The organism is Streptomyces sp. NPDC026515 (assembly GCF_055567595.1).
Map to the genome: position 1 here is coordinate 26,556 of NZ_JBVHQD010000035.1, position 22,187 is coordinate 48,742.

Annotated in this window: 19 protein-coding genes and 1 pseudogene; 12 read left to right on the forward strand and 8 right to left on the reverse strand. The window is 72.7% G+C overall.

From position 1 onward, the window contains the following. Positions 1–4: 4 nt before the first annotated feature. Together kdpF and ACZ4O3_RS41615 are read right to left on the reverse strand one after the other, a co-directional pair. Entirely contained in the window at positions 5–94 is a 90-nt protein-coding gene (kdpF, locus tag ACZ4O3_RS41610) for a K(+)-transporting ATPase subunit F (protein ID WP_016434100.1), read from the reverse strand. A gap of 298 nt (positions 95–392) precedes the next feature. Beyond that, the gene (locus ACZ4O3_RS41615) at positions 393–2,234 is read right to left on the reverse strand and encodes an APC family permease (RefSeq protein ID WP_362721570.1); all 1,842 of its coding nucleotides are present in this window, start codon (positions 2,232–2,234) and stop codon (positions 393–395) included. 309 nt (positions 2,235–2,543) lie between these two features. Between ACZ4O3_RS41615 and ACZ4O3_RS41620 the strand changes: the two genes are divergently transcribed. Continuing rightward, complete coding sequence (locus ACZ4O3_RS41620) at positions 2,544–3,062, forward strand: hypothetical protein (RefSeq protein ID WP_362721567.1); 519 nt, start codon at positions 2,544–2,546, stop codon at positions 3,060–3,062. A 47-nt stretch (positions 3,063–3,109) separates the two neighbouring features. Here the strand turns inward: ACZ4O3_RS41620 and ACZ4O3_RS41625 are convergent, their stop codons facing one another. From ACZ4O3_RS41625 to ACZ4O3_RS41635, 3 genes are all read right to left on the reverse strand, one after another. Next, positions 3,110–3,256, reverse strand: a complete 147-nt coding sequence (locus ACZ4O3_RS41625) for a hypothetical protein (protein ID WP_467727572.1) — start codon at positions 3,254–3,256, stop codon at positions 3,110–3,112. A 181-nt stretch (positions 3,257–3,437) separates the two neighbouring features. Further along, entirely contained in the window at positions 3,438–4,226 is a 789-nt protein-coding gene (locus ACZ4O3_RS41630) for a DUF4118 domain-containing protein (protein ID WP_467727574.1), read from the reverse strand. Beyond that, the gene (locus tag ACZ4O3_RS41635) at positions 4,223–6,721 is read right to left on the reverse strand and encodes an ATP-binding protein (RefSeq protein WP_467727575.1); all 2,499 of its coding nucleotides are present in this window, start codon (positions 6,719–6,721) and stop codon (positions 4,223–4,225) included. The genes ACZ4O3_RS41630 and ACZ4O3_RS41635 overlap by 4 nt, the downstream gene beginning before the upstream one ends. A 182-nt stretch (positions 6,722–6,903) precedes the next feature. Between ACZ4O3_RS41635 and ACZ4O3_RS41640 the strand changes: the two genes are divergently transcribed. After that, positions 6,904–8,463, forward strand: a complete 1,560-nt coding sequence (locus tag ACZ4O3_RS41640) for a Na+/H+ antiporter (protein ID WP_467727595.1) — start codon at positions 6,904–6,906, stop codon at positions 8,461–8,463. A gap of 7 nt (positions 8,464–8,470) precedes the next feature. On the opposite strand, the gene ACZ4O3_RS41645 is transcribed toward ACZ4O3_RS41640, so the two are convergent. Then, on the reverse strand, positions 8,471–10,012 hold the full coding sequence (locus ACZ4O3_RS41645; RefSeq protein WP_467727577.1) for a hypothetical protein: 1,542 nt from the start codon (positions 10,010–10,012) through the stop codon (positions 8,471–8,473). Between the two features lie 442 nt (positions 10,013–10,454). Between ACZ4O3_RS41645 and kdpB the strand changes: the two genes are divergently transcribed. From kdpB to ACZ4O3_RS41670, 5 genes are all read left to right on the forward strand, one after another. Then, complete coding sequence (gene kdpB, locus ACZ4O3_RS41650) at positions 10,455–12,608, forward strand: potassium-transporting ATPase subunit KdpB (RefSeq protein ID WP_467727578.1); 2,154 nt, start codon at positions 10,455–10,457, stop codon at positions 12,606–12,608. 358 nt (positions 12,609–12,966) lie between these two features. Beyond that, positions 12,967–13,779, forward strand: a complete 813-nt coding sequence (locus tag ACZ4O3_RS41655; RefSeq protein ID WP_385002997.1) for an SDR family NAD(P)-dependent oxidoreductase — start codon at positions 12,967–12,969, stop codon at positions 13,777–13,779. Between the two features lie 454 nt (positions 13,780–14,233). Further along, positions 14,234–14,413: a hypothetical protein gene (locus tag ACZ4O3_RS41660; protein ID WP_362727979.1), complete on the forward strand. Its 180-nt coding sequence runs from the start codon at positions 14,234–14,236 to the stop codon at positions 14,411–14,413. Between the two features lie 421 nt (positions 14,414–14,834). Beyond that, positions 14,835–16,790, forward strand: a complete 1,956-nt coding sequence (locus tag ACZ4O3_RS41665) for an APC family permease (protein WP_362727977.1) — start codon at positions 14,835–14,837, stop codon at positions 16,788–16,790. 113 nt (positions 16,791–16,903) lie between these two features. Further along, a complete protein-coding gene (locus ACZ4O3_RS41670; RefSeq protein ID WP_467727581.1) occupies positions 16,904–17,425 on the forward strand; it encodes a hypothetical protein in 522 nt (173 codons plus the stop codon). 24 nt (positions 17,426–17,449) lie between these two features. On the opposite strand, the gene ACZ4O3_RS41675 is transcribed toward ACZ4O3_RS41670, so the two are convergent. Beyond that, positions 17,450–18,049: a DUF6461 domain-containing protein gene (locus ACZ4O3_RS41675; RefSeq protein WP_467727583.1), complete on the reverse strand. Its 600-nt coding sequence runs from the start codon at positions 18,047–18,049 to the stop codon at positions 17,450–17,452. A gap of 84 nt (positions 18,050–18,133) precedes the next feature. Between ACZ4O3_RS41675 and ACZ4O3_RS41680 the strand changes: the two genes are divergently transcribed. Further along, positions 18,134–18,529 (forward strand): TOBE domain-containing protein, encoded by a 396-nt coding sequence (locus ACZ4O3_RS41680; protein WP_385003011.1) that lies wholly within the window; start codon positions 18,134–18,136, stop codon positions 18,527–18,529. Positions 18,530–18,603: 74 nt separating this feature from the next. After that, positions 18,604–18,951 (forward strand): molybdopterin cofactor-binding domain-containing protein, encoded by a 348-nt coding sequence (locus ACZ4O3_RS41685; RefSeq protein WP_467727584.1) that lies wholly within the window; start codon positions 18,604–18,606, stop codon positions 18,949–18,951. Here the strand turns inward: ACZ4O3_RS41685 and ACZ4O3_RS41690 are convergent. Further along, positions 18,923–19,123: pseudogene (locus tag ACZ4O3_RS41690) on the reverse strand (hypothetical protein); the annotation flags it as partial. The gene ACZ4O3_RS41685 and the pseudogene ACZ4O3_RS41690 sit on opposite strands and share 29 nt — an antisense overlap. 228 nt (positions 19,124–19,351) lie before the next feature. On the opposite strand from ACZ4O3_RS41690, the gene modA reads away from it, so the two are divergent. Genes modA through ACZ4O3_RS41705 form a run of 3 tightly spaced genes read left to right on the forward strand, consistent with a single transcriptional unit; the run spans position 19,352 to position 22,157 of the window. Further along, positions 19,352–20,179 carry a molybdate ABC transporter substrate-binding protein gene (gene modA / locus ACZ4O3_RS41695; protein WP_467727585.1) on the forward strand — a complete coding sequence of 276 codons (828 nt, stop codon included), beginning with the start codon at positions 19,352–19,354 and terminating at the stop codon, positions 20,177–20,179. Next, complete coding sequence (modB, locus tag ACZ4O3_RS41700; protein WP_362731621.1) at positions 20,176–21,024, forward strand: molybdate ABC transporter permease subunit; 849 nt, start codon at positions 20,176–20,178, stop codon at positions 21,022–21,024. The genes modA and modB overlap by 4 nt, the downstream gene beginning before the upstream one ends. Next, positions 21,021–22,157 carry an ABC transporter ATP-binding protein gene (locus ACZ4O3_RS41705; protein ID WP_467727587.1) on the forward strand — a complete coding sequence of 379 codons (1,137 nt, stop codon included), beginning with the start codon at positions 21,021–21,023 and terminating at the stop codon, positions 22,155–22,157. Before modB ends, ACZ4O3_RS41705 begins: the two co-directional genes overlap by 4 nt. Positions 22,158–22,187 lie beyond the last annotated feature (30 nt).

Below are 22,187 nucleotides of genomic sequence, written 5' to 3' on the forward strand. Positions count from 1 at the left end.
TGTCTCAGAACCTCTCCGGGAAGATCAGGGCGAGGACGAGATAGCCCAGCAGGGCGACGGCCACGACGAGGCCGACGATGTTCTCGGCGGTCACAGCTTGGTCACCCCCTTGGCGACGAGAGCCACCAGCGCGAAACCCGCGAGCACGGCGACGACGAAGGCCAGATCGGCCATCGTGAACTCCTGAATGAGATTCGGAACGGACTTGGACTGTTAGAGGAAAGCGCCTTTCCGGCCGGATTCAGCCACCGTTGACGGGTCCCTTACGGCGGTGTTCACGCCTTTGACGGGACTCTTACGCGGCCTCGGCCAAGCCGCGACCGGACAGCGCTGTTCGGCCGCCAAAACCACACTGAACTGGGGAAACACCGGCCTCGGAAGCACCGGGCGTATCAGGACACGCGGAACCGCAGGCGGCAGATCACCGCGTCGGTCTCCCGGCGCACGGCGTGCGCGACGACCGCGCCCCGCTGGTTCTGCAGCAGCCGCTGCCAGAGCCGCTCGGGCTCGGTCTCCGGGATCAGCACGGTCACCTGGGTGGCCGGCTCGGACGCGGTGACCTCACGGACGTACGCGGCGATGGGACGGCCGAGGGTGCGCCGCTCACAGCTCAGCCTCACCAGCGGCACCCCGGGGTCCCACTCGGCCCAGGCGCGCTCCAGGGCGTGCAGCTGGGCCCGGTCCTCGGGGTCGGGGTGGCAGACGGTCACGGCGCGGACCTCGTCGCCGAGGGAGGCGGCCGCGGACAGCGCCTGGGAGGTGAGCCGGGACAACGACGAGACCGGCACGATCACGACCGACCGCTCGCGGTGCGGTGGCTCCGGGATCCGTCCGAGCCCGAGCCGCTCCCCGATCCGTCCGTAGGCGCGGTGCACGGCGCCGAAGACGGCGACCAGCAGCGGCAGCAGCACGACGACCAGCCAGGCGCCGTCGGCGAACTTGCCGACGGTGACGACGACGGTCGCGACCCCGGTCAGGACCGCCCCGAAGCCGTTGAGCAGGGCCTTCCCGCGCCAGCCCGGCCCTCGCTCCAGCCGCCAGTGCCGCACCATGCCCACCTGGGCGATGGTGAAGCCGACGAAGACGCCGATGGCGAACAGCGGCACCAGGGTGTTGGTGTCACCACCGGAGAACACCAGCAGCGCCGCCGAGACCAGGGCCAGGGCGAGCACGCCGTGCCGGTGCACCTGCCGGTCGGCTTTGAGCGCGAAGACGTGCGGCAGGTAGTTGTCCCTGGCGAGCAGCTTGAGCAGCACCGGAAGTCCGCCGAACGAGGTGTTGGCGGAGAGGGCGAGAAGGATCATCGTGGCGAACTGGATGACGTAGAAGCCCCAGTTGTGGCCGAGCGAGGCGTCGGCGAGCTGCGCCAGGACGGTCACGCCCTGGACCGGCTGGAGGTGGAACCGGGAGATCAGCACCGACAGCCCGATCAGCATCGCGCCGAGCACGGCGCCGAGGGCGATCTCCGCGTGCTGGGCCCGTCTGACCCGCGGCGCCCGGAAGGAGGGCACGGCGTTGGCGATGGCCTCCACGCCGGTGAGTGCGGCGCAACCGGAGGCGAAAGCTTTCAGCAGGAGCAGGGCGCCGACGCTGGAGGCGTTGTCGGCGAGGACGGAGGCGTGCCCGGCGGCGGTGACGGTACTCACCGGCGACGAACGGAACAGCCCCACGCCGATCAGCACGAAGACCGCCCCGACGAACACGGCCGTCGGCACGATGAACGCCTTCGCCGATTCGACGATGCCCCGCAGGTTCACCCCGGTGACCAGCACCAGCACGGCCAGGCAGATCCACAGCCGGTGCGGGTAGAGGGCCGGGAAGGCGGACGTGAGGGCCGCGACACCGGCGGTCACGGCGACGGCCACGTTGAGGACGTAGTCGAGCACCAGGGAGGCGGCGGCCACCAGACTGGTCCGGGCGCCGAGATGCGTCCGGGCCACGGCGTACGAGCCGCCGCCGTCCGGGAAGGCCGCGATGACCTGCCGGTACGACGCGACGAGCACGGCCAGCAGAGCGGCGATGGCGAGGGTGACGGGCAGTGTGAACCCGAGTCCGTGCGCACCGGCGGCGGCCAGCACCAGCACGATGGCCTCCGGCCCGTACGCCACCGACGCCATCGCGTCCAGCGACAGCGCGGCGAGGCCGGTGACGGCGGTGAGCCGATGCCGCTCACCGGTGTCGGGCGGCTCCTCACCGGCGGGCACGGCGCCCGGTTCGGTGGTCAGTACCGACATGGAAGGGTGCTCCTTAACGATCTGGACATGCCTTCGCGCGCGGCCGTACCGCGCGCGATGCGACTAGGTTCTGTCCCGTCCCGGCCAGGGCCGGCAATTCCTTGCGCGTTCTTCGCGCGGGAGGGTTCGACTTTGACGCGCTCTTGACGTCGGGCCCCGCGGGAAGCGGAGCTGCGCGCCGATGTGCGGCCGTCGCCGCGTGGGTACGCTCGCCTCCCACGTCCCGGGCCGGCCCACGACCGTCAGAGTCCCGTCAAGGACATGCGGCTCCTGCTGACGCCGCGGACCGCGACTCCCTACGTTCACCCCATGCAGCACGGCGAAGAGGCCCGCTCCTCCGAGGACCACCGTTGGTCCAATGACGTCTACGCATCGGTCCGTTGTGCCGGGGTCCTGCTCGCCCTGCTCCTCCTGGCCGACTGGGGGGCGGGGACGATCACCTGGTGGCGCGGCAGTCTCTGGACCGCCCTCGCCCTGCTCCTCCTCGCCGTCCTCTACCCGCCAAGGGTCCGCGCCGGCGACGGCTGGCTGACCTCACGTCGGCTGCTGCGCACCCGCAGGGTCCGCACCGATCTCCTGGTCTCCGTCCGCTGCCTCGACGGCATCTCCCCCCGGCTGGTGCTCCGTGACGCCTGCGGCGAACGGCTGACCATCGACCCCCAGGTCCTCGTCGCCAACCCCGACCTGTGGCTGTGCGTGGACGCGGGCGCCCGCGAGGCGGCTGCGGCCGGCACCCTCACATGCGGCTCGACGGCGCTCAGCCGACTCGGCGAACAGGTCGAACGCGAGAGCGCCCGGGGTGTCTTCAAGGCCTCGGGGCTGGAGTAGGTCTCCTCACGTCCTGCCCCACCCCCGGTCATCAGCACGTCGGGGCCTCACCGTGTGGTCATCACCACCACCCGGTCCCCCGGGTGCGGCACCCGCCAGTCGAAGGCCCCCGCGAGGACGGGCAGTCGGACGGCGGAGGCCTGGTCGTGGTGGGGGGGCCGCTGACGGCGAGCGGTGCGCGAGTCCGCCGTCACCGCGGATCACCATGTGTCCGGTTCGCCCGCCGGATGCCGCGGGCACGAGAAGGGGTGACGTCGCTTCAGCCGGAACGGCGCTCACGGCACGACCGGTTCCGGCCGGGCCGCGTTCAAGGATCACCAAGAGCACGCCAGGGCACGCGCGCGGCGCGGGCCGGGGCCGGCCCCTCCTCGCCGGTCAGCCCGCGCTGACCGGCCCCGCCGTGTCCAGCGCCGCCCCGGTCTGGTCGGCCAGCGTCACCGCGACCAGCCGGGCCTGCAACGGAGGCACCGGCCCGGGACCCGGCGTGAGCATGAACCGGCCGAGGTAGTGCCCGTTGCCGTACGCGCGCAGCTCGATCTCGCCCTTCGGCCAGCCGCTCCGGTCCGGGTCCCAGACCCGGTGCCCGACGGTGAGCGCGCCGTCGGCGCGGAGGCGGGAAGGCCGCCCCAGCAGGGTGCCGTACTCGAAGCGGCACCCCGACAGCCCGAGCAGACCGGTCAGCTCGCGGCGCACGTGGTCCACGACGGTGTCGGCGGACCTGGCGGACTGGACCAGTTCGGCGGTGGCGTGGATACGGGCGAGGTAGCCCTCGTCGGTCACCGTGATGACCTCCAGCCTGCGCGCGTGAGCCGCGAGCCGGGCCACGATCACTCCGACGGCGAGCAGCAGTACGGCCGTCTCGATGTCGGCGCCGGCGCTGATGCCGAAGGTCTCGTACGGCCGGGTCAGGAAGAAGTCGAACCAGGCAGCCGCCGACAGCGCCGCGACCGCTCCGGCCGTACGGCTGCCCAGCGCCGCCACGGCGACGACCACCACGACCAGGACCAGCGCCGCATTGGTGTGGGACAGCCCGGAGCGCAGGGGGACGAGGGCGAGGGAGACGAGGAAGGGGGCGACGAGGCCGGTGACCAGGGCGACCCGGTCCCTGGTGGCGGGCATGCGCCGGCCGGAGGTCACCGGTCCCGGACCGGCTGTGGTGGTCATGAGGTACCTCCTGCGCGCTGCGGGGTCAGGCTGGGTCGGATGCGGTCGGCCAGGGGCAGCGAGACGACCATGGTCAGTCCGCCGCCCGGGGTGTCCTCGGGGGTCAGGGTGCCGTCCATCGCCTCGGTGAGCCCGCGGGCGAGAGCCAGGCCGAGGCCGAGGCCGGTGGTGTTGTCGGTGTCGCCGAACCGCTGGAAGGGCTCGAAGAGCCGGTCGCGGCCGCCCGCCGGCAGGCCGGGTCCCCGGTCGATGATCCGGAGTTCGGCGCGCCCGGCCAGCGCGCTCGCCGTCACCAGCACCGGCTTGCCTGGCGGGCTGTAACGGGCCGCGTTGCCGACCAGGTTGGCGATCACGCGCTCCAGCAGCGGCGGGTCGGCCAATAGCGGCGGCAGGTTCTCCGGCTCGCCGTGCACGTCGACGGCCGGCGTGTCGGCGAGGGCCGCCGGGAGTACCTCCTCCAGGGCGGTGGCCCGGAGGTTGAGGGTCAGGACACCGGCCTCCAGACGGCTGAGGTCGAGGAGGTTGTCGATCAGCCGGCTCAGCCGGGCCATGGACTCCTCGGCGGTGGCGAGGAGTTCGTCGCGGTCGTCCGGGGAGAACTCCACCTCGCGGCTGCGCAGCGAGGTGACCGCCGCCCAGCCCGCCGCGAGCGGGGTGCGCAGGTCGTGGCCGACGGCCCGCAGCAGGGCGGTGCGCATGCGGTCGGCGGCGCGTACCGGTTCGACCTCGGCGGCGGCCTGCGCGAGCCGGGCCCGCTCCACGGCCGAGCCGACGTGCGCGGCGAAGGCGCCGAGCACCCGCCGCTCGGACGCGGAGGGGGTACGACCCCGCAGGACCAGGTAGTTGCCAGGGCCGGCCGGCACGGCGGTGACGTCGGCGCCGTCGGGCAGTTCCCCGACGAGCACGGCGGAATCCATGCCGAAGGTCTCGCGGGTGCGCTCCAGCAGGGCCGGGATGGTCTGGCCGCCGCGCACGATGCTCCCGGCCAGCGACGACATGGTCTCGGCCTCCGCGGCGGCCCGGGCCGCGCGCCGGGACAGCCGCAGCGAGCGGTCGACGACCCCGGCGACGGTGGCGGCCACCACCGCGAACACCCCGAGCGCCAGCAGGGCGTTGGGATCGTCGAGGGTGAACCGGCCGACGGGCGGAATGAACCAGTAGTTGAGCAGCAGGGACGCGGTGACGGACGCGATCACGGCGGAGGTGACCCCGCCTATGCAGGCCACGCCGACCACCGCGAGCAGGAAGAGCAGGGCCTCGCTGGTCAGATTGACGGTGCCCCGGACCTGGGCGAGGGCGACGGTCAGCAGCACCGGGAGCACCAGCCCCGCCACCGGTCCCGCGATCAGGCGGCGCGGGGAGAGGGTGCGGCGCCGTGAGGGCAGCAGCGTGCCGCGGCCGGCGCGCTCGTGGGTGACCCGGTGGACGTCGATGTCGCCGGAGAGCGCGGTGACGACCTCCCCCGTCCCCGGTCCGGTGAGGAAGCGTTCGAGGCGGCCCCGGCGGCTGGTGCCGAGGACGAGCTGGGTGGCGTTCTCGGCGCGGGCGAACTCGACCAGGGCGGTGGCCACGTCGTCGCCGACGACCGAGTGGTAGCTGCCGCCGAGGTCCTCGACCAGCCGGCGCTGCCGGGCCAGCGACGCGTGCGAGACACCGGCGGCCAGGCCGTCGCTGCGGGCCACGTGCACGGCGAGCAGGTCGCCGCCCGCCGACCGGTCGGCGATGCGGGCGGCCCGTCGTACCAGCGTGTCGCCCTCCGGTCCGCCGGTCAGCGCGACCACGACCCGCTCCCGGGTCTCCCACACCCCGCCGATGGCGTGCTCGGCGCGGTACGACTGGAGCGCCTCGTCGACCCGGTCGGCCACCCAGAGCAGGGCCAGCTGGCGCAGGGCGGTGAGGTTGCCGGGACGGAAGTAGTTGGCGAGGGCCGCGTCGACCTTCTCGGGGGCGTAGATGTTGCCGTGCGCCATGCGACGGCGCAGCCCCTCCGGCGGGATGTCCACGAACTCGATCTGCTGGGCCCGCCGGACGACCTCGTCGGGCACCGTCTCGTGCTGCGGCACCCCGGTGATCTTCTCGACGACGTCCTTGAGTGACTCCAGGTGCTGGATGTTGACTGCCGTGATCACGTCGATGCCGGCCGCGAGCAGGTCCTCGACGTCCTGCCAGCGCTTGGGGTGCCGGCCGCCGCCCGGGATGTTGGTGTGCGCGAACTCGTCGACGATCGCCACCTGCGGGCGGCGCGCCAGCACGGCCGCGGCGTCCATCTCCTCGAACTCGCCGCCCCGGTAGCCGCAGCGCAGGCGCGCCACCACCTCCAGGCCGTCGGTCATGGCCTCGGTCCGCGGGCGCCCGTGGGACTCCACGAACCCCACCGCCACGTCCGCGCCCCGGGACGCGCGGCGCCGGGCCTCGTCGAGCATGCGGTAGGTCTTGCCGACCCCTGGGGCGGCCCCGAGGTAGACCTTCAGTCGTCCGCGCGGTACGTCGTTCATCACCTCAAAGACAAGCGCGCCGCAGGGCCCCTGGTCCGGCTTCTTGACGCGTCTCTGGCGCCGCTGACGAGGACGTTGACACCCTCTTGACGGCCCGTGGCCGGATAGGATGACGGCGGTGTGCCGGGAAGTCTGGTCGGCGGGGAGTCATCGTGGCTCCAGCAGAACCCCAGGGGGACGGCATGCGCGGCGTGGCTACGGTTCTCGCACTCGTGGTGTTGGCGACGGTGGTCGCGACCTTCGCCCGTCGATGGCGGATTCCCGCCCCCTCCCTCCTCGTCGTCGCGGGCCTCGCCGTGGCCCTGCTGCCGGGCACCCCGCAGATCCAGATCAGCCCGGAGGTCATCGGTCTCGTCGTCCTGCCGCCGCTGCTCTACGCCAGCGCCGAGGAGCTGTCCTGGCGTGAGCTGCGCGCGGTCTGGAAGCCGGTCGGGGTCCTCGCGGTCGGTCTGGTGCTGGCCTCGGCGGCGGCCGTCGGCGCGGTCGCCTCGGTGCTCACCCCGCTGTCCTGGCCGATGGCGTTCGTCCTGGGCGCGATCCTGGCCAGTACCGACCCGGTCGCAGTGACCGCGCTCGGCCGCCGGCTCGCGCTGCCGCCGAAGGTGCAGATGCTGGTCCAGGCGGAGAGCCTCTTCAACGACGCGACTTCCCTGGTTCTCTACCGGGTCGCGGTGAGCGTCGCGGTGGCCTCGGCGGCGGCGAGCTGGGGGACGGCGGGCGGTGAGTTCCTGCTGCTGGCGGGCGGCGGCACGCTGATCGGCGCGGTCGTCGCCGGTGTCGTCACGGTGATCAGGCGGCGCACCGAGGACCCGGTCCTGGAGACGGTGATATCCCTGGTCACGCCGTACATCGCGTACGTCCTCGCAGAGGCGGCCCACACCTCCGGCGTCACCTCCGTGGTGGTCGCGGGGGTCGTCCTGGGCGGCCGCGGCGACCGGCTCACCGACGCCCGCATCAGGCTTCAGCTGCACGCCGTCCACGGCACCGTGGTCTTCCTGCTGGAGAGCGTGGTCTTCAGTCTGATCGGGCTCGCGCTGCCCGCCCAGGTGCGGGCACTGTCCGACGGCGACCGGGTGTGGCCGCTGTACGCGCTGGCGGTGGCCGCCACGCTGATCGCGGTACGGCTGCTGTGGCTTGCGCCGCTGTCGGCGGTGGTGCAGCGCAAGGGCGGCATCCAGCGGCCGAACTGGCGGGTCCCGGTGGTGCTGACCTGGGCCGGTACCCGGGGCGTGGTGCCGCTGGCCGCAGCGCTGTCGATCCCGGTGGTGGCGAAGGACGGCTCGGCACTGACCGAGCGCCCTCTGGTCCTGGTCCTGACCACCTCCGTCGTCGTGGTCACCCTCGTCGTCCAGGGCTTCTCCCTGGCCTCCGTGGTGCGTCGCTCCGGCATCGCCCTGGAGCCCGACCACACCGAGCGCGAGGAGGCCGCCGCCCGCTGCCGGCTGGCCGACGCGGGCATCCGGCGGCTGGAGGAGCTGTCCGAGCTGGAGGCCGTGCCCGAGGTGGTCCTGGACCGGCTCCGGCGCGGCCTCGACGCCCGCCTCGACCACGCCCGCGACCGGCTGGCCGACAGCACGGTCGAGTCGGCCGACCTGGTCTACCGGCAGCTGCGGCGCGACCTGATAGCGGTGGAGGCAGCGGAGCTGCGGCGGCTGTACGACGAGCACACGATCAGCGACACGACCCGAAGGCGGCTCCAGCGCTCCTTGGACCTGGAGGAGGCGCGGCTGGCGGACGCGTGACGTCCCGTCAGCGGAACTCCGCCAGCCGGGTCCGCAGCCCCAGCCCGGTCAGCGCCACGGCCAGCAGCAACAGCGCGCAGGTCCAGGCCAGGTGTCCGGTCAGCTCGCCGCGCCCCGCAGCCACCGACTCGTCGAAGTGGGCGCGGTTGATGTCGGTCACCCGGTCCAGCGCGGCCATCCACGCCCCGAAGTGCACGTTGGACGTGCCCGCCTCCCAGCCCATGCAGAACTCCACCGCCTGCTGTTCCCGGCCGGCGGCGAACAGCGATCGGATCTTCCGGTCGTCGCGTTCGTAGACGGCGTACGCGTCGACCGTCCGCTCGGCCGCGGCCCGCTCCCCGGGGAAGGTGATGTTGTCGAGCTCGCGCCGGAACTCGCCGGTGAAGCGCGGGGCGGCCGCGTCGGACCGGTAGTCCCGCCAGGTGGCGGCGAGCCGGGCGTCGTAGGTCGTGAGCGTGGCGTCCCGGATGCCGTACAGCTCCTGGGACTTGGCGAGGAAGGCGTCCGCGTACCGGGCGCGGCGCTGCGGGTCGAGGAGGAAGCGGCTCTCGTCGGCGTTGGCGTCGTAGGCGGTCGCGCGGGCGCGGGAGAGGGCGACGACGGAGTCGAAGGCGTCGTGCCGGGCGACCGTCAGATGCGTGGCCGAGGAGGAGAGGAGCTGGGTGCCGAGAACGACGGCGGCCACGGCGCACGCGGTGGCGGCCAGGAGGGCGGGGTTGAGGTTCCGGCGGAAGCGGTGGGCCAGGTACCACTGCAGGGCGCCGAGGACGGCGAGGAGCAGCAGGCCGAGCGCGAGGACGGCGACGAGCTGGGCGGAGAGCGCCGAACGGGCCGCCGTGTAGTGGGAGTCGAAGGCCGAGTCGTTGGAGTCGACCAGCTTGCGCGCGTCCGGCAGCAGGTGGCCGCGTAGCAGGTCGGTGGCGTCACGGTAGTCGGTGAGCGCGTCCGGCTTGCCGCCGGTCCTGCGGTCGTTCTCCAGGGCGCGGCCGATGAGTTCCTGGTACTCGGCGAAGTCGTCGGTGATCGACTCGACCGTCTTCTCGTCGGTCCGGTCCCCCTGGGCGGCGGCCGAGAGGTTACGCAGGTCGTGCCCGATCTCGCGGCGGGCGTCGCCGTACAGACCGACGGCCTTGGCGTGCGGGGTGGTCAGCCCGCCCGTGCCGCCGTCCCCGCTGGAGAGCAGGATGTTGGCGGCCTGGGCGTCCATGTCGTTCAGGGCCAGTTCCAGGCCGGCGGCGCTGGTGGTGCGGGGGGCGTCGCGGTCGGCCACGGCGTCCCAGGTGCCGTTCGCGGCCAGTGCGGCGACCAGGAGCAGGATTCCCAGGGCGCCGGCGAGCAGGACCGTGGCCGCGCGCAGAAGGCGCAGCCGTGCCGGAACGGTCGCCCGGAAACGGTGGCGCAGAGCGGCCCGCGCGGCCACGATCCGCGGCCCCGGGCGCCGCTTGCGCGGCTCCGGGATCGGCACGGGCGGCGGGACGACCGTGGTGTGCCGTGGCTCTTCGACAGCCTCGTGCGGAGGTCTGTGTGCTGTGCCGGCCGTGATGGTCACGGTCCCCTCCCAGGTACCCGCCACGGACGGTCGCCCGTCCCCCGTGCCGGTCAAGTCTGCGACCGGATCCGGCCGGGAGCAGGCGGCCTTGATGCGCCTCTGACGACCCTTCAGGCAAGTTTGACGGGACCTTGACGGCATGCCCACGCCGCCCGTACGGGATCCGCAAATACGGCGCTGACCAGGCACGACCGGCGCTCGCCAGGGGATACGTTCACGGTCGGCCGCCCGAGGAGGCCGCGGGTGCCGGCGGCCTCACGGCCCCGGACGACGGATCCGACGCGGACCGCGGCGGCCGGGGCCCGTTCCGAGCGACGGGCGCCGCGCACCACACCCCGACGGCGTCCCGTCGGCGTCCGTGCGCCCGCCGTGCGGTGCCGGGGCCCCGCCACCGCACGGTCCTCGCCGGCCACCACCCCGCTGTCGTCCCACGAAGGTCCTCATGTTGCGCGCCGCTCCCGAGCAGGCCCCGCCGTCCCGTGCCCCGCGTCCGTCCCGCCCGCAGCCGAAGGGAGGCATGCGGCGCCGGACCCGGAGCGAGTTCTTCGAACCCGGCCAGCTCGTCCGCTCCTTCCCCGACGCGCTGCGCAAACTGCACCCGCGGGACCTGGTCAGGAACCCGGTCCTGTTCGTGGTCTCGGTGGGAGCCGCCCTGACCTCCCTGTCCGGGCTGCTGCACCCGGCCCTCTTCACCTGGGTGATCAGCTTCTGGCTGTGGCTGACCGTGGTCTTCGCCAACCTGGCCGAGGCGGTCGCCGAGGGCCGCGGCAAGGCCCAGGCCGCGTCCCTGCGCAGGGCCCGCACCGACACGGTGGCGGTAAGGCTCCTCGACTGGCGCTACGGCACGGACGCGGGCAGCGCCCGCACCGAGGCGGTCGCCGCGACCGAGCTGAAGCCGCTGGACTTCGTGGTCGTCACGGCCGGCGAGCTGATCCCGGCGGACGGCGATGTCGTCGACGGGGTCGCGGCCGTCGACGAGTCGGCGGTGACGGGCGAGTCGGCGCCGGTGATCCGCGAATCGGGCGGTGACCGCAGCGGGGTCACGGGCGGTACGACCGTTCTGTCGGACCGGATCGTCGTCCGGGTGAGCGCGCGACCCGGGCACAGCTTCCTGGACCGGATGATCGCACTGGTCGAGGGCGCCTCCCGGCAGAAGACACCGAACGAGATCGCCCTGAACATCCTCCTGGCGTCACTCACGATCATCTTCCTGCTGGTCGTGGTCGCCCTCCAGCCAATGGCCGAGTACGCCGACGCGGCCCAGTCGACGACCGTCCTGGTCGCTCTCCTCGTCACCCTCATCCCGACGACCATCGGCGCGCTGCTGTCGGCGATCGGCATCGCGGGCATGGACCGGCTGGTGCAGCGCAACGTCCTCGCCATGTCGGGGCGGGCCGTGGAGGCGGCCGGTGACGTGGGCACGCTCCTGCTGGACAAGACCGGCACCATCACCCTCGGCAACCGGGAGGCCGTCGCCTTCGTGCCGCTGCCCGGTGTGGACGAACGGCAGCTCGCGGACGCGGCACAGCTGTCCTCGCTGGCCGACGAGACACCCGAGGGCCGCTCCGTCGTCGTCCTCGCGAAGAAGCTGCACGGACTGCGTGCTCCCGGCCGGGAAGAGGTGGCGAACGGCCGCTGGGTCGCCTTCAGCGCCCAGACCCGGATGAGTGGCGTCGACCTGCGCTGGGACAACGGCGCGGTCTGCTCGATCCGCAAGGGCGCGGCCCAGCAGGTGATCGCCTGGGTGGAGATGTACGGCGGTCATGTCCCGTCCGAGGCACGGATGTTCGCCGACACGGTGGCCGCGTCCGGCGGTACTCCGCTGCTGGTGGCGGTGCACGACTGGGACGGCCCGCGCGTGCTCGGCCTGATCCACCTCAAGGACGTCGTGAAGGACGGCATCCGGCGGCGTTTCGCCGAGCTTCGCCGGATGGGCATCCGCACGGTCATGATCACCGGGGACAACCCGGTCACCGCCCGCGCAATCGCCGAGGAGGCGGGCGTCGACGACTTCCTCGCCGAGGCCACTCCCGAGGACAAGATGGCCCTCATCAAGCGGGAGCAGGCGGGCGGCAAGCTGGTCGCGATGACCGGTGACGGCACCAACGACGCCCCCGCGCTCGCGCAGGCGGACGTCGGCGTGGCGATGAACACGGGCACGTCGGCCGCGAAGGAGGCCGGCAACATGGTCGACCTCGACTCCGACCCGACCAAGCTCATCGAGATCGTCGAGATCGGCAAGCAACTCCTCATCACCCGGGGCGCGTTGACCACGTTCTCCATCACCAACGACGTCGCGAAGTATTTCGCGATCATCCCGGCGATGTTCGCGGGCGCGTACCCCGGTCTGACGTCTCTCAACGTGATGGGCCTGCACAGCCCCACCTCCGCGATCACCTCGGCGATCATCTTCAACGCACTGATCATCGTGGCGCTGATCCCGCTCGCGTTGCGCGGCGTCCGCTACACGCCCTCGTCGGCGCACGACCTGCTGCGCCGAAATCTGCTCCTGTACGGGCTCGGCGGGCTGGTGCTGCCGTTCGCGGGCATCAAGCTGATCGACCTGGTGATCTCGGCGGTGCCCGGCCTGGGCTGACCCCACCCGTTCGGCCGAACGGCCCGTCAAAGACGCGTATGCGCACGTCAGAGGCGTGTCAGAGAAGCGCACTCCGGCTTGTCCGGGGAGCCCCGAACCGCTTGCATGGAACCCGTGAACAGCGCCTGGCTCCTCTTCGACCGGCCGCCGAGTACCGCTCGGCCGTCCCGTCGTCAGCCGCGCTGCCCGGAAGCCCTCGGGTCCCGCTGAGGCGGCTTCCGCACCTCACGGGGCGCCGGACCTCGCCCTCTCGCCGAGGGACCTGACCCGGTCCGGCGCCCCCTCCTTCCTTTCCCCCGCACGCCTGCCGCGGCCCCTTCGGGGACCGTGCCGCGTGCCCGCACCCCCGGATGGGACCATGTCCGACTCAGCCCTTTCATCCCGCACCGTTCTCGTCACCGGCGCCACCTCCGGCATCGGCCTGGAGACCGCCCGGCTGCTCGCCGAGCGGGGCGCCACCGTGCTGCTGCACGGCCGCAGCGCGGAAGAGGCGCGCGCCGCCGCGGACCGGCTCATCGCAACCGCCGCCGGGATCGACGCCGACCGGCTGTGCACCTACGCCGCCGACTTCGCGCGTCTCGACGAGGTGGAGAGCCTCGCCCACAAGGTGGCCACCGAGCACCCGCACCTGGACGTCCTCGTCAACAACGCGGGCATCGCCGCACCCGAGCGGCACACGGTGACCGCCGACGGCAACGAGATCGCCTTCCAGATCAACTTCCTCGCCCACTACCTGCTCACCTGCCTGCTGGAGCCGGCCCTCACCAGCGAGCCCGGCGGCCGGGTGGTCAACGTCTCCTCCGCCCTGCACCGCACGGCGTCCATCCAGTGGTCCGACCCCAACCGGACCCGCCGCTACTCCCGGCTCGCCGCCTACGCCCAGTCCCAGCTGGCGCTCACCGTGTTCGCGGCCGACCCGCGCGTCACCGCTGTCTCCGTGCACCCGGGCGCCTGCGAGACCGCGCTGCTCCCGCTCTACGCGCATGAGGGCGCCTCGGCCGCCGAGGGCGCCGCACACGTGGCCCGCCTCTGCGACCCGTCCGTCGAGATCGTCAACGGCGCCTACTACGACCGGGACGCCCGCGTCGAACCGGCCCCCGCCGCGACGGAGGACCGCACGGTCAGGCGACTCACCAGGCTCGCCGACCTGCTGGTGGGACGCACCGCCTGAACGTCCGCTCTGTGGAACGGAGTTGAAACCCACGTCCGCACGAGCCCGCTGGGGCGACACCCCCAGGAGAGGGCCGACCGCGACGCGAAGGCCGGTCAGGGCCGGGGCGCTCCCGAAGCCCGACGGGGGGCAGGTCGACCGCCCCGTCCCGCACCCGGCAAACCCGGATGAACTGGTGCGAAGACCCCGTGATCGAGCTCGCCACCGGCGTCGGCCGGTGGTGACCGACCGCTCCACTCATCCGCGTTGATCGCCGCGTCGTGCGCCGGGCACGTCGCCCTGCGCGGAGCCGCGGACGCACTGACGCCCGAGGCCCTGGCATCCTGGCCCGCCTCGGATGGACGCTCCCGCCGGCTTCCTGCCCGCGCTCGGGGCCGCCTTCGAGCGCCTCACTCCCAGGACCGGATGATCTGGACCCTCCAGGCCGAGCCGCCGCGTCCGCCGTTCCGAGGACGTGACGATACGGCGCCTGGAGCCGGCCGACACGGACGCCGTGCTCGGCCTCGGCCCGGACGACTCCCGGCTCTCCGCCGGCCGGGGCGACCCGCGGGGCCTGGCCGCCTCCGGGCATGCCTGGGCGGCGACCGGCCGTACCGACCAGGTCCTTGTGCGCCGACGTCACCGCGCGCGGTGACGTCCCCGCCGGGAACTGTCCGCTCCACGACCGTGCCGGCCGTCTCCTGGCCTGGACCGCTGGGTTCCGCCTGGTCCGCGAGTACGTGCGCCACACCGCCGGCAGCCCGGCCGTACGCGAACGGTGGTGCGCCCGAGAGGGCGTACGGCAGGGCGCCGTACGGGATGACACTCGGTGTCCGACCCCCGCACCCGCCCGCCGTCCCCCGTACAGCCGAACGTCTCCCCGTGGCCTGCGTGCCGCTCTTTCTTGACGCTCCGGCACCTCCTGCCAGGCGATTCTTAACGCAAGCTTGACGCCCGGCGCCCGCTGATCCGTGGGCCCACGCGTCACTCTCTGCATACGCTGGTGCGGCCGTCCGCGTGATGGCCGGAATCGAACTGCCCCGCACTCAGCGCGCCGGACACCAGGAGCCCGACCGATGGCCACGACCGAACACCCCCCTCCGGGTCGCCTGCGCGCCTGGATGCTGGAGGGGCTGTCCGACATGGGCAAGAGCGGCGGCCACACCGGGCCCCACGCGCACCCCGAGGCCGCGCACAAGGGCCAGCGCTGGTGGCGGGTGATGTGCCTGACCGGTGTGGACTACTTCTCGACCCTCGGTTACCAGCCGGGCATCGCGGCCCTCGCGGCCGGGCTGCTGTCGCCGATCGCGACCATCGTGCTGGTCATCGTCACCCTGGCGGGCGCGCTGCCGGTCTACCGGCGCGTGGCCGCGGAGAGCCCGCACGGCGAGGGCTCCATCGCCATGCTGGAGCGCCTGCTCTCCTTCTGGCAGGGCAAGCTCTTCGTGCTCACCCTGCTGGGCTTCGCGGCCACCGACTTCCTGATCACCATCACCCTGTCGGCCGCCGACGCCTCCACCCACCTGGTCGAGAACCCGCATCTGACGGACTTCCTCCAGGGCAAGCAGATGATCATCACGCTGATCCTGGTGGCGCTGCTCGGCGCGGTCTTCCTCAAGGGCTTCCTGGAGGCCATCGGCGTCGCGGTCGCCCTGGTCGGCATCTACCTCGCGCTGAACGTCGTCGTCGTGATCGTCGGCATCTACCACGTCATCACCGCCGAGCACGTGATCACCGACTGGACCAGCGCCCTCACCACGGAACACGGCAATGTCTTCGTCATGATCGGCGTGGCCCTGATCGTCTTCCCCAAGCTGGCCCTCGGCCTGTCCGGCTTCGAGACCGGCGTCGCGGTCATGCCGCACGTCCAGGGCGACGCGGGCGACACCGAGGAGCGGCCCACCGGCCGGATCCGGGACACCAGGAAGCTGCTCACCACGGCCGCCCTGATCATGAGCTGCTTCCTGATCGCGACCAGCTTCATCACCACCCTGCTGATCCCGGAGAAGGAGTTCAAGTCCGGCGGCGACGCCAACGGCCGTGCCCTCGCCTACCTGGCGCACGAGTACCTCGGCAACGCCTTCGGCACGGTCTACGACGTCTCGACCATCTGCATCCTGTGGTTCGCCGGCGCCTCCGCGATGGCCGGCCTGCTCAACCTGATGCCGCGCTACCTGCCTCGCTACGGCATGGCACCGCACTGGGCGCGTGCCGTGCGCCCGATGGTCATCGTCTTCACCCTGATCGCCTTCCTGGTCACCTGGATCTTCGACGCCGACGTGGACGCGCAGGGCGGCGCCTACGCCACCGGTGTGCTGGTGCTGATCAGCTCCGCGGCGATCGCGGTGACCATCGCCGCCCGCAAGGCCCGGCAGCGCAACTGGACCGTCGCCTTCGCGGTCATCTCGGCGGTGTTCCTGTACACGACGGTCGTGAACGTCATCGAGCGCCCGGACGGTGTGAAGATCGGTGCCTGCTTCATCGTCGGCATCATCCTGGTCTCGCTGCTGTCCCGGCTGGCCCGCGCCTTCGAGCTGCGCGTGACGAGTGTGACGCTCGACGACATGGCGGAACGGTTCATCAGGGACATGGCCAGCCGCAAGATGCGGTTCATCGCCAATGAGCCGGACGCCCGCGACAAGGCCGAGTACCGCGACAAGGTCGAGCAGATCCGGGCCGACAACGACATGCCCGAGCAGGAGGACTTCGTCTTCGTCGAGGTCACGGTCACCGACCCCTCCGAGTTCGAGGCGGGCCTGACCGTGCGGGGCGAGGTCCTGCACAACCGTTACCGGGTCCTGACCCTGGAGTCAGCCTCCATCCCCAACGCCCTGGCGGCGCTGCTGCTGCACGTCCGTGACGAGACCGGCTGCATCCCGCACATCTACTTCGAGTGGACCGAGGGCGGTCCGTTCGCCAACTTCCTGCGCTTCTTCCTCTTCGGTCAGGGCGAGGTCGCCCCGGTCACCCGGGAGGTGCTGCGCGAGGCGGAGCCGGACCGCGCCCGGCGGCCACGCGTCCACACGGGCTGAGCCGGGCCGGTACGGGTGGCGGTCGTAAGGATCCCGTCAATAACCGCTGGGTAGGCATAAGAACCCCGTCAGCCACCGGCTCCGGCAGCCCGGCGGCCCCTACCGTCGGCCCCATGGAGGACACAAGACGCAAGGGCCGGGCGGCCGGTGACCGCACCTGGCGCGGCAGCGCACGCCTGGCCGCCGGCTGTGCCCTCGGCTTCGGCGGCCTGACGCTCCTGGTGGACTGGGACGCCGGCACCCTGACCCCGGCCCGCGCACTGCTGTGGGCCGCGATGGCCGCCGCCGTCCTCGCCATGCTGCTGCCGGCCCGGGTCACGGCGGGTCCCGGCTGGATGGCCGCACGCGGGCCGCTGCGCCGGCGTACCGTCCGTACCGACTCCCTGGTCTACGTCGCCCAGTACGGCGACGTCTCCGCCCACCTGGTGCTGCGCGACACCGCCGGCAACCGGCTGGAGCTCGACCCGAACGTCCTGCACGCCAATCCGCTGCTCTGGCACGAACTGGACACCGGCGTGCGCCGTTCCCTGGACCGCGGCACCCTGCGCCGGGGCACCGAGGTGCTCGCACGGCTCGGCCACGAGATCGACGACACCACCGCGCTCGCGGTCCTCAAGGCGTCCGGCCTGACCTGACCGCCGCAGGGGCCGCTAGGCCGGTCACTCCTCCGGCAGGGCGCGCAGCCTGCCGCTCCAGCGCTGGTCGTCGGCGCTGGTCGGGTCGGTCAGGCCGATGTCGAAGGCGTTCTCCAGCAGTGCGAGCGCACTGTGCGGCGGCGCCACCTCGCCCCGCACCAGCCCCAGCGGCCGCATGGTGTCGTCGAGCCGCGCCGGGTCGTGCCCGATCGGATCGATCGCGTGCAGGGTGTGGAAGTCCACGACGACGTCGCCGCCGACCGCGTACTTGAACCAGTGCATCGGCTTCTCGTTGTAGTGGAGCACGACGGCCTCGGTCCCCGCCGAGACGGCACCGAGGACCCGATCGTCGAGTCCGTGCAGACCGCCCAGTTCCCAGGCCCACGTCCAGGAGCCGTCGACACCGGTCGTGACGACCGGTTCGTCCCCGTCGTAGAGGTCGTCACCCAGCCCGTCCGCGAGATCGGCGGCGGCGCCGCCGCGCAGCGCGAGGGTCTCCGGGTCCACCCCCATACGGGTCAGCAGTTCGGCGGGGGGCACGTCCCGCACGAAGGTCAGTGTGTAGATGGGGATGTCCCCGTGCCTGAACAGATCCAGGCCGCGGCTCGCTCCAGTGGTCGTCATACGGCGGATGCTCCCACACGCGGCCGGCCGGCCGCCGAGGACACCGGGTCCGCGGGCCCCGCCGGCCGGCCCTATCGTGACCCCATGCAGTCCTACACGATCGGCCAGGCGGCGCGGCTGCTCGGCGTCAGCCCGGACACCGCCCGTCGCTGGGCCGACGCCGGCCGGATGACCACCCACCGCGACGAGGGCGGCCGACGGCTCATCGACGGCAAGGACCTCGCCGCGTTCTCCGTCGAACTGGCCAGGGCGGGCGCGGTCGAGGAGGACGCCTCCACCACCTCGGTCCGCAACGCCTTCCCCGGCATCGTGACCGCGATCAAGCTCGGTGACGTCGCCGCCCAGGTCGAGATCCAGGCCGGCCCGCACCGCCTGGTCTCCCTGCTGACCCGCGAGGCCGTCGAGGAACTGGGCCTGGAGGTGGGCATGGAGGCCACCGCCCGGGTGAAGTCGACCAACGTCCACATCGACCGCGTCTGACACCGTCATCGGCACATGAACGCCGCCCACAGGTCCGGCCGGCCGCTCAGCCGGGACGGGTCGCGCCCCGGGAAGTGCTCCACCCGCTGCGGTGCCGGGGCCGGGTGGAGGGCGGGGTCGCACGGGCGCTCGGCGCCACGCTCCTCGAGAACGTCCGGGCGGACGCGGGCGGCGCGGTCGAGACGGCGGCGATCCGCCGCTACCGGCTCCCGCGGCACGCCGGCATCCCGCGCACCGAGATGCACTTCATGGAGACCGCCGACGCCAGGCGAGAGCCCGTCCAACCCGCTCGCACCGGCGCCGGCCAACGCGCTGCGGGACGCGAACGTGTGCGCTTCGCGGAGCTGGCGCCCACGCGTGACCGGGGGGGGCGGGCACCGGACGCCGGACGCCGTACGAGCCGTCCACCCGGATCGCCGTGAGGCCGCTGATGTGGCGGGCCCCGCAGCGGTCCTGCGGCAGGACCGGTTGAGGGCCCGCCAGGTCCAGCGGGGTGCCGTCGATGCTGACGGCGACCAGGACAGGGGCGTGCGGGAAATCCGGGTCGGTCTCCGCCCAGGAGAGCAGGGCGAGGTGCCCGTCGGCGCCGGTGAGGTCGAGTTCGGCGAGCGTCATGGGCGGCCTCCTCTTGGAAGAGGTGCACGCCGCACCCCTCCGTACAAACGCACATGCCAGGCTCAATTCATATGTGTGCAGCTCATGCGATGTGACAGAGGACTTACAGCTGGCAAGTGCGGCAGTATCATCGAGTGGCGGCTGACAGACAGGTCGCACCAGGGCGCGACAGCTTGTTTCATCCGGATTCAGAGGAGTTCACTCGTGATGACCCGTTCCGCGCGCCGGACCCGGCAGACCCTCCAGGTGGCCGGTGCCTCGGTGGCGGCCCTGCTGGCCCTGAGCGCCTGCTCCTCCTCCGACGACGACTCGTCCGCCAAGGCGAGGTCGGACACCTCCGCGTCGGCCTCGCCGAAGCTGTCGGGTTCGATCACCGTGTTCGCGGCGGCCTCCCTCAAGGAGAGCTTCACGACGCTGAAGGCGGACTTCGAGAAGGCCCACCCGGGTACGGAGGTCGACTTCAGTTTCGGCGGCAGTGACACCCTGGCCGCGCAGATCACCAGCGGGGCGCCCGCCGACGTCTTCGCCGCGGCCAGCCCCAAGACGATGGCGATCGTCACGGCCAAGAAGGACACCGCCACCACGCCGGCCACCTTCGTCCGCAACCAGCTGGAGATCGCCACCCTGCCGGGCAACCCCGACAAGGTCGCCTCGCTCAGGGACCTCACCAAGTCCTCGCTCAAGGTGGTCCTCTGCGACCGGACGGTGCCGTGCGGCGCCGCCGCCCGGAAGGCGCTGGACGCCAGCAAGCTGAAGCTGACCCCGGTCTCCTACGAGGAGGACGTGAAGTCCGCCCTCAACAAGGTGGTCCTCAAGGAGGCCGACGCCGCGGTCGTCTACAAGACCGATGTGAAGGCCGCGGGCGACAGGGTGGAGGGCGTCGAGTTCCCCGAGTCCGCCGACGCCGTCAACGACTACCCGATCGCCCTGTTGAAGGACGCCCCCAACCCGACGCTGGCCAAGGCGTTCATCGCACTGGTGCGGTCCGCCGAGGGCCAGCAGGTCCTGAACCAGGCCGGGTTCCTCAAGCCGTGACGAAGGCCGACGAGCCGGGCGCCGGAGCCGTCGCCGTCACGGGCCGCCCACGGCGCCGGCGCATCAGGTCGGGTGTGCCGCTACCGCTCCTCCTCCCCGGAGCGGTAGCTCTGGTCTTCCTCCTGCTGCCCCTGCTCGCTCTGCTCCTGCGCGCCCCCTGGGGCAGCCTGCCCTCGCTGCTGACCAGCACGGAGGTGTGGCAGGCCCTCCAGCTCTCGCTGCTCAGCGCGACCGCGGCGACGGCCGTGAGCCTGGTGTTCGGGGTCCCGCTGGCCTGGCTGCTGGCCCGTACCGAGTTCCCGGGCCGGGGCCTGGTACGAGCACTGGTGACACTTCCCCTGGTCCTCCCCCCGGTCGTCGGCGGTGTGGCCCTGCTCCTGGCCCTGGGCCGCAACGGGGTCGTCGGCCAGTGGCTGGACTCCTGGTTCGGGATCACGCTGCCGTTCACGACGACCGCCGTCGTGATCGCCGAGTCCTTCGTGGCCATGCCCTTCCTGGTGATCAGCGTCGAGGGCACGCTGCGGGCCGCGGACCCGCGTTTCGAGGAGGCGGCGACGACCCTGGGCGCGTCCCGTTTCACGGCGTTCCGCAGGGTCACGCTCCCCCTCATCGCCCCCGGCATCGCGGCCGGCTCGGTACTGGCCTGGGCCCGCGCGCTCGGCGAGTTCGGCGCGACGATCACGTTCGCCGGCAACTTCCCGGGCCGCACCCAGACCATGCCACTGGCGGTCTACCTGGCCCTCCAGAACGACCCCGACGCGGCGATCGCCCTCAGCCTGGTCCTGCTCGCGGTCTCGATCGCGGTACTGGCAGGCCTCCGCGACCGCTGGATGACCGCCTCATGACCACCCCCGACCCCACACCACCCGCCGCCGTCGCCGAAGGCCGGGCAACCCCCGCGCGCCCGCCGTCGCACCCCCACGGCCCTGCCGGCCTCGACGCCCGCCTCGTCGTCACCCGACGCGCCTTCCATCTCGACATCACCCTCACCGCCGCCCCCGGCGAGGTCGTCGCCGTCCTCGGCCCCAACGGCGCCGGCAAGACCACCGCCCTGCGCGCCCTGGCCGGCCTCACCCCGCTCACCGCCGGCCATCTCCGCCTGGACGGGACGGAGTTGGACCGCACACCCCCCGAATCCCGCCCGGTGGGCGTCGTCTTCCAGGACTACCTCCTCTTCCCCCACCTCACGGCCCTCGACAACGTCGCCTTCGGTCCGCGCTGCCACGGCGCGAGCAAGGCCGAGGCCCGCGTCCGGGCGGCCGCCTGGCTGGACCGCATGGGCCTCGCGGACCACGCCGGCGCCAAACCCCGCCGGCTGTCCGGCGGGCAGGCCCAGCGCGTCGCGCTGGCCCGGGCGCTGGCCACCCACCCCCGCCTGCTGCTCCTGGACGAACCCCTCGCCGCCCTGGACGCCCGCACACGCCTGGACGTCCGTTCCCAACTCCGCCGCCATCTCGCGGAGTTCGAGGCCGTGGCGGTTCTGGTCACCCACGACCCGCTGGACGCCATGGTGCTGGCCGACCGTCTGATCGTCATCGAGCACGGCAGGATCGTCCAGCAGGGCACCCCGGCGGACATCGCCCGCCACCCGCGCACCGATTACATCGCGCACCTGGTCGGCCTCAACCTCTACCGCGGCCGGGCCGAGGCCGCGGCCGCGGGCCATCTGGTCAGGCTGGAGACCGGCTCCGCCATCGCCACCACGGAGCACCTCACCGGCGACGTGTTCGTCGCGTTCCCGCCGAGCGCGGTCACCCTGTTCCGGGACCGCCCCACGGGGGCCAGCGCCCGCAACGTCTGGCGCTGCGAGGTCGCGGGCCTGGAGATCCACGGGGACCGGATCCGAGCCGACCTGACCGGCGGCCTCGCCCTCGTCGCCGACCTCACCGCGGTCGCCGCCGCCGAACTGGACCTGCACCCGGGCACCCCGGTGTGGGCGACGGTGAAGGCGACACAGACCCACGCGTACCCGGCGTAGCGCCCCATGCGAGAGGCCCCGCCGGAGCGG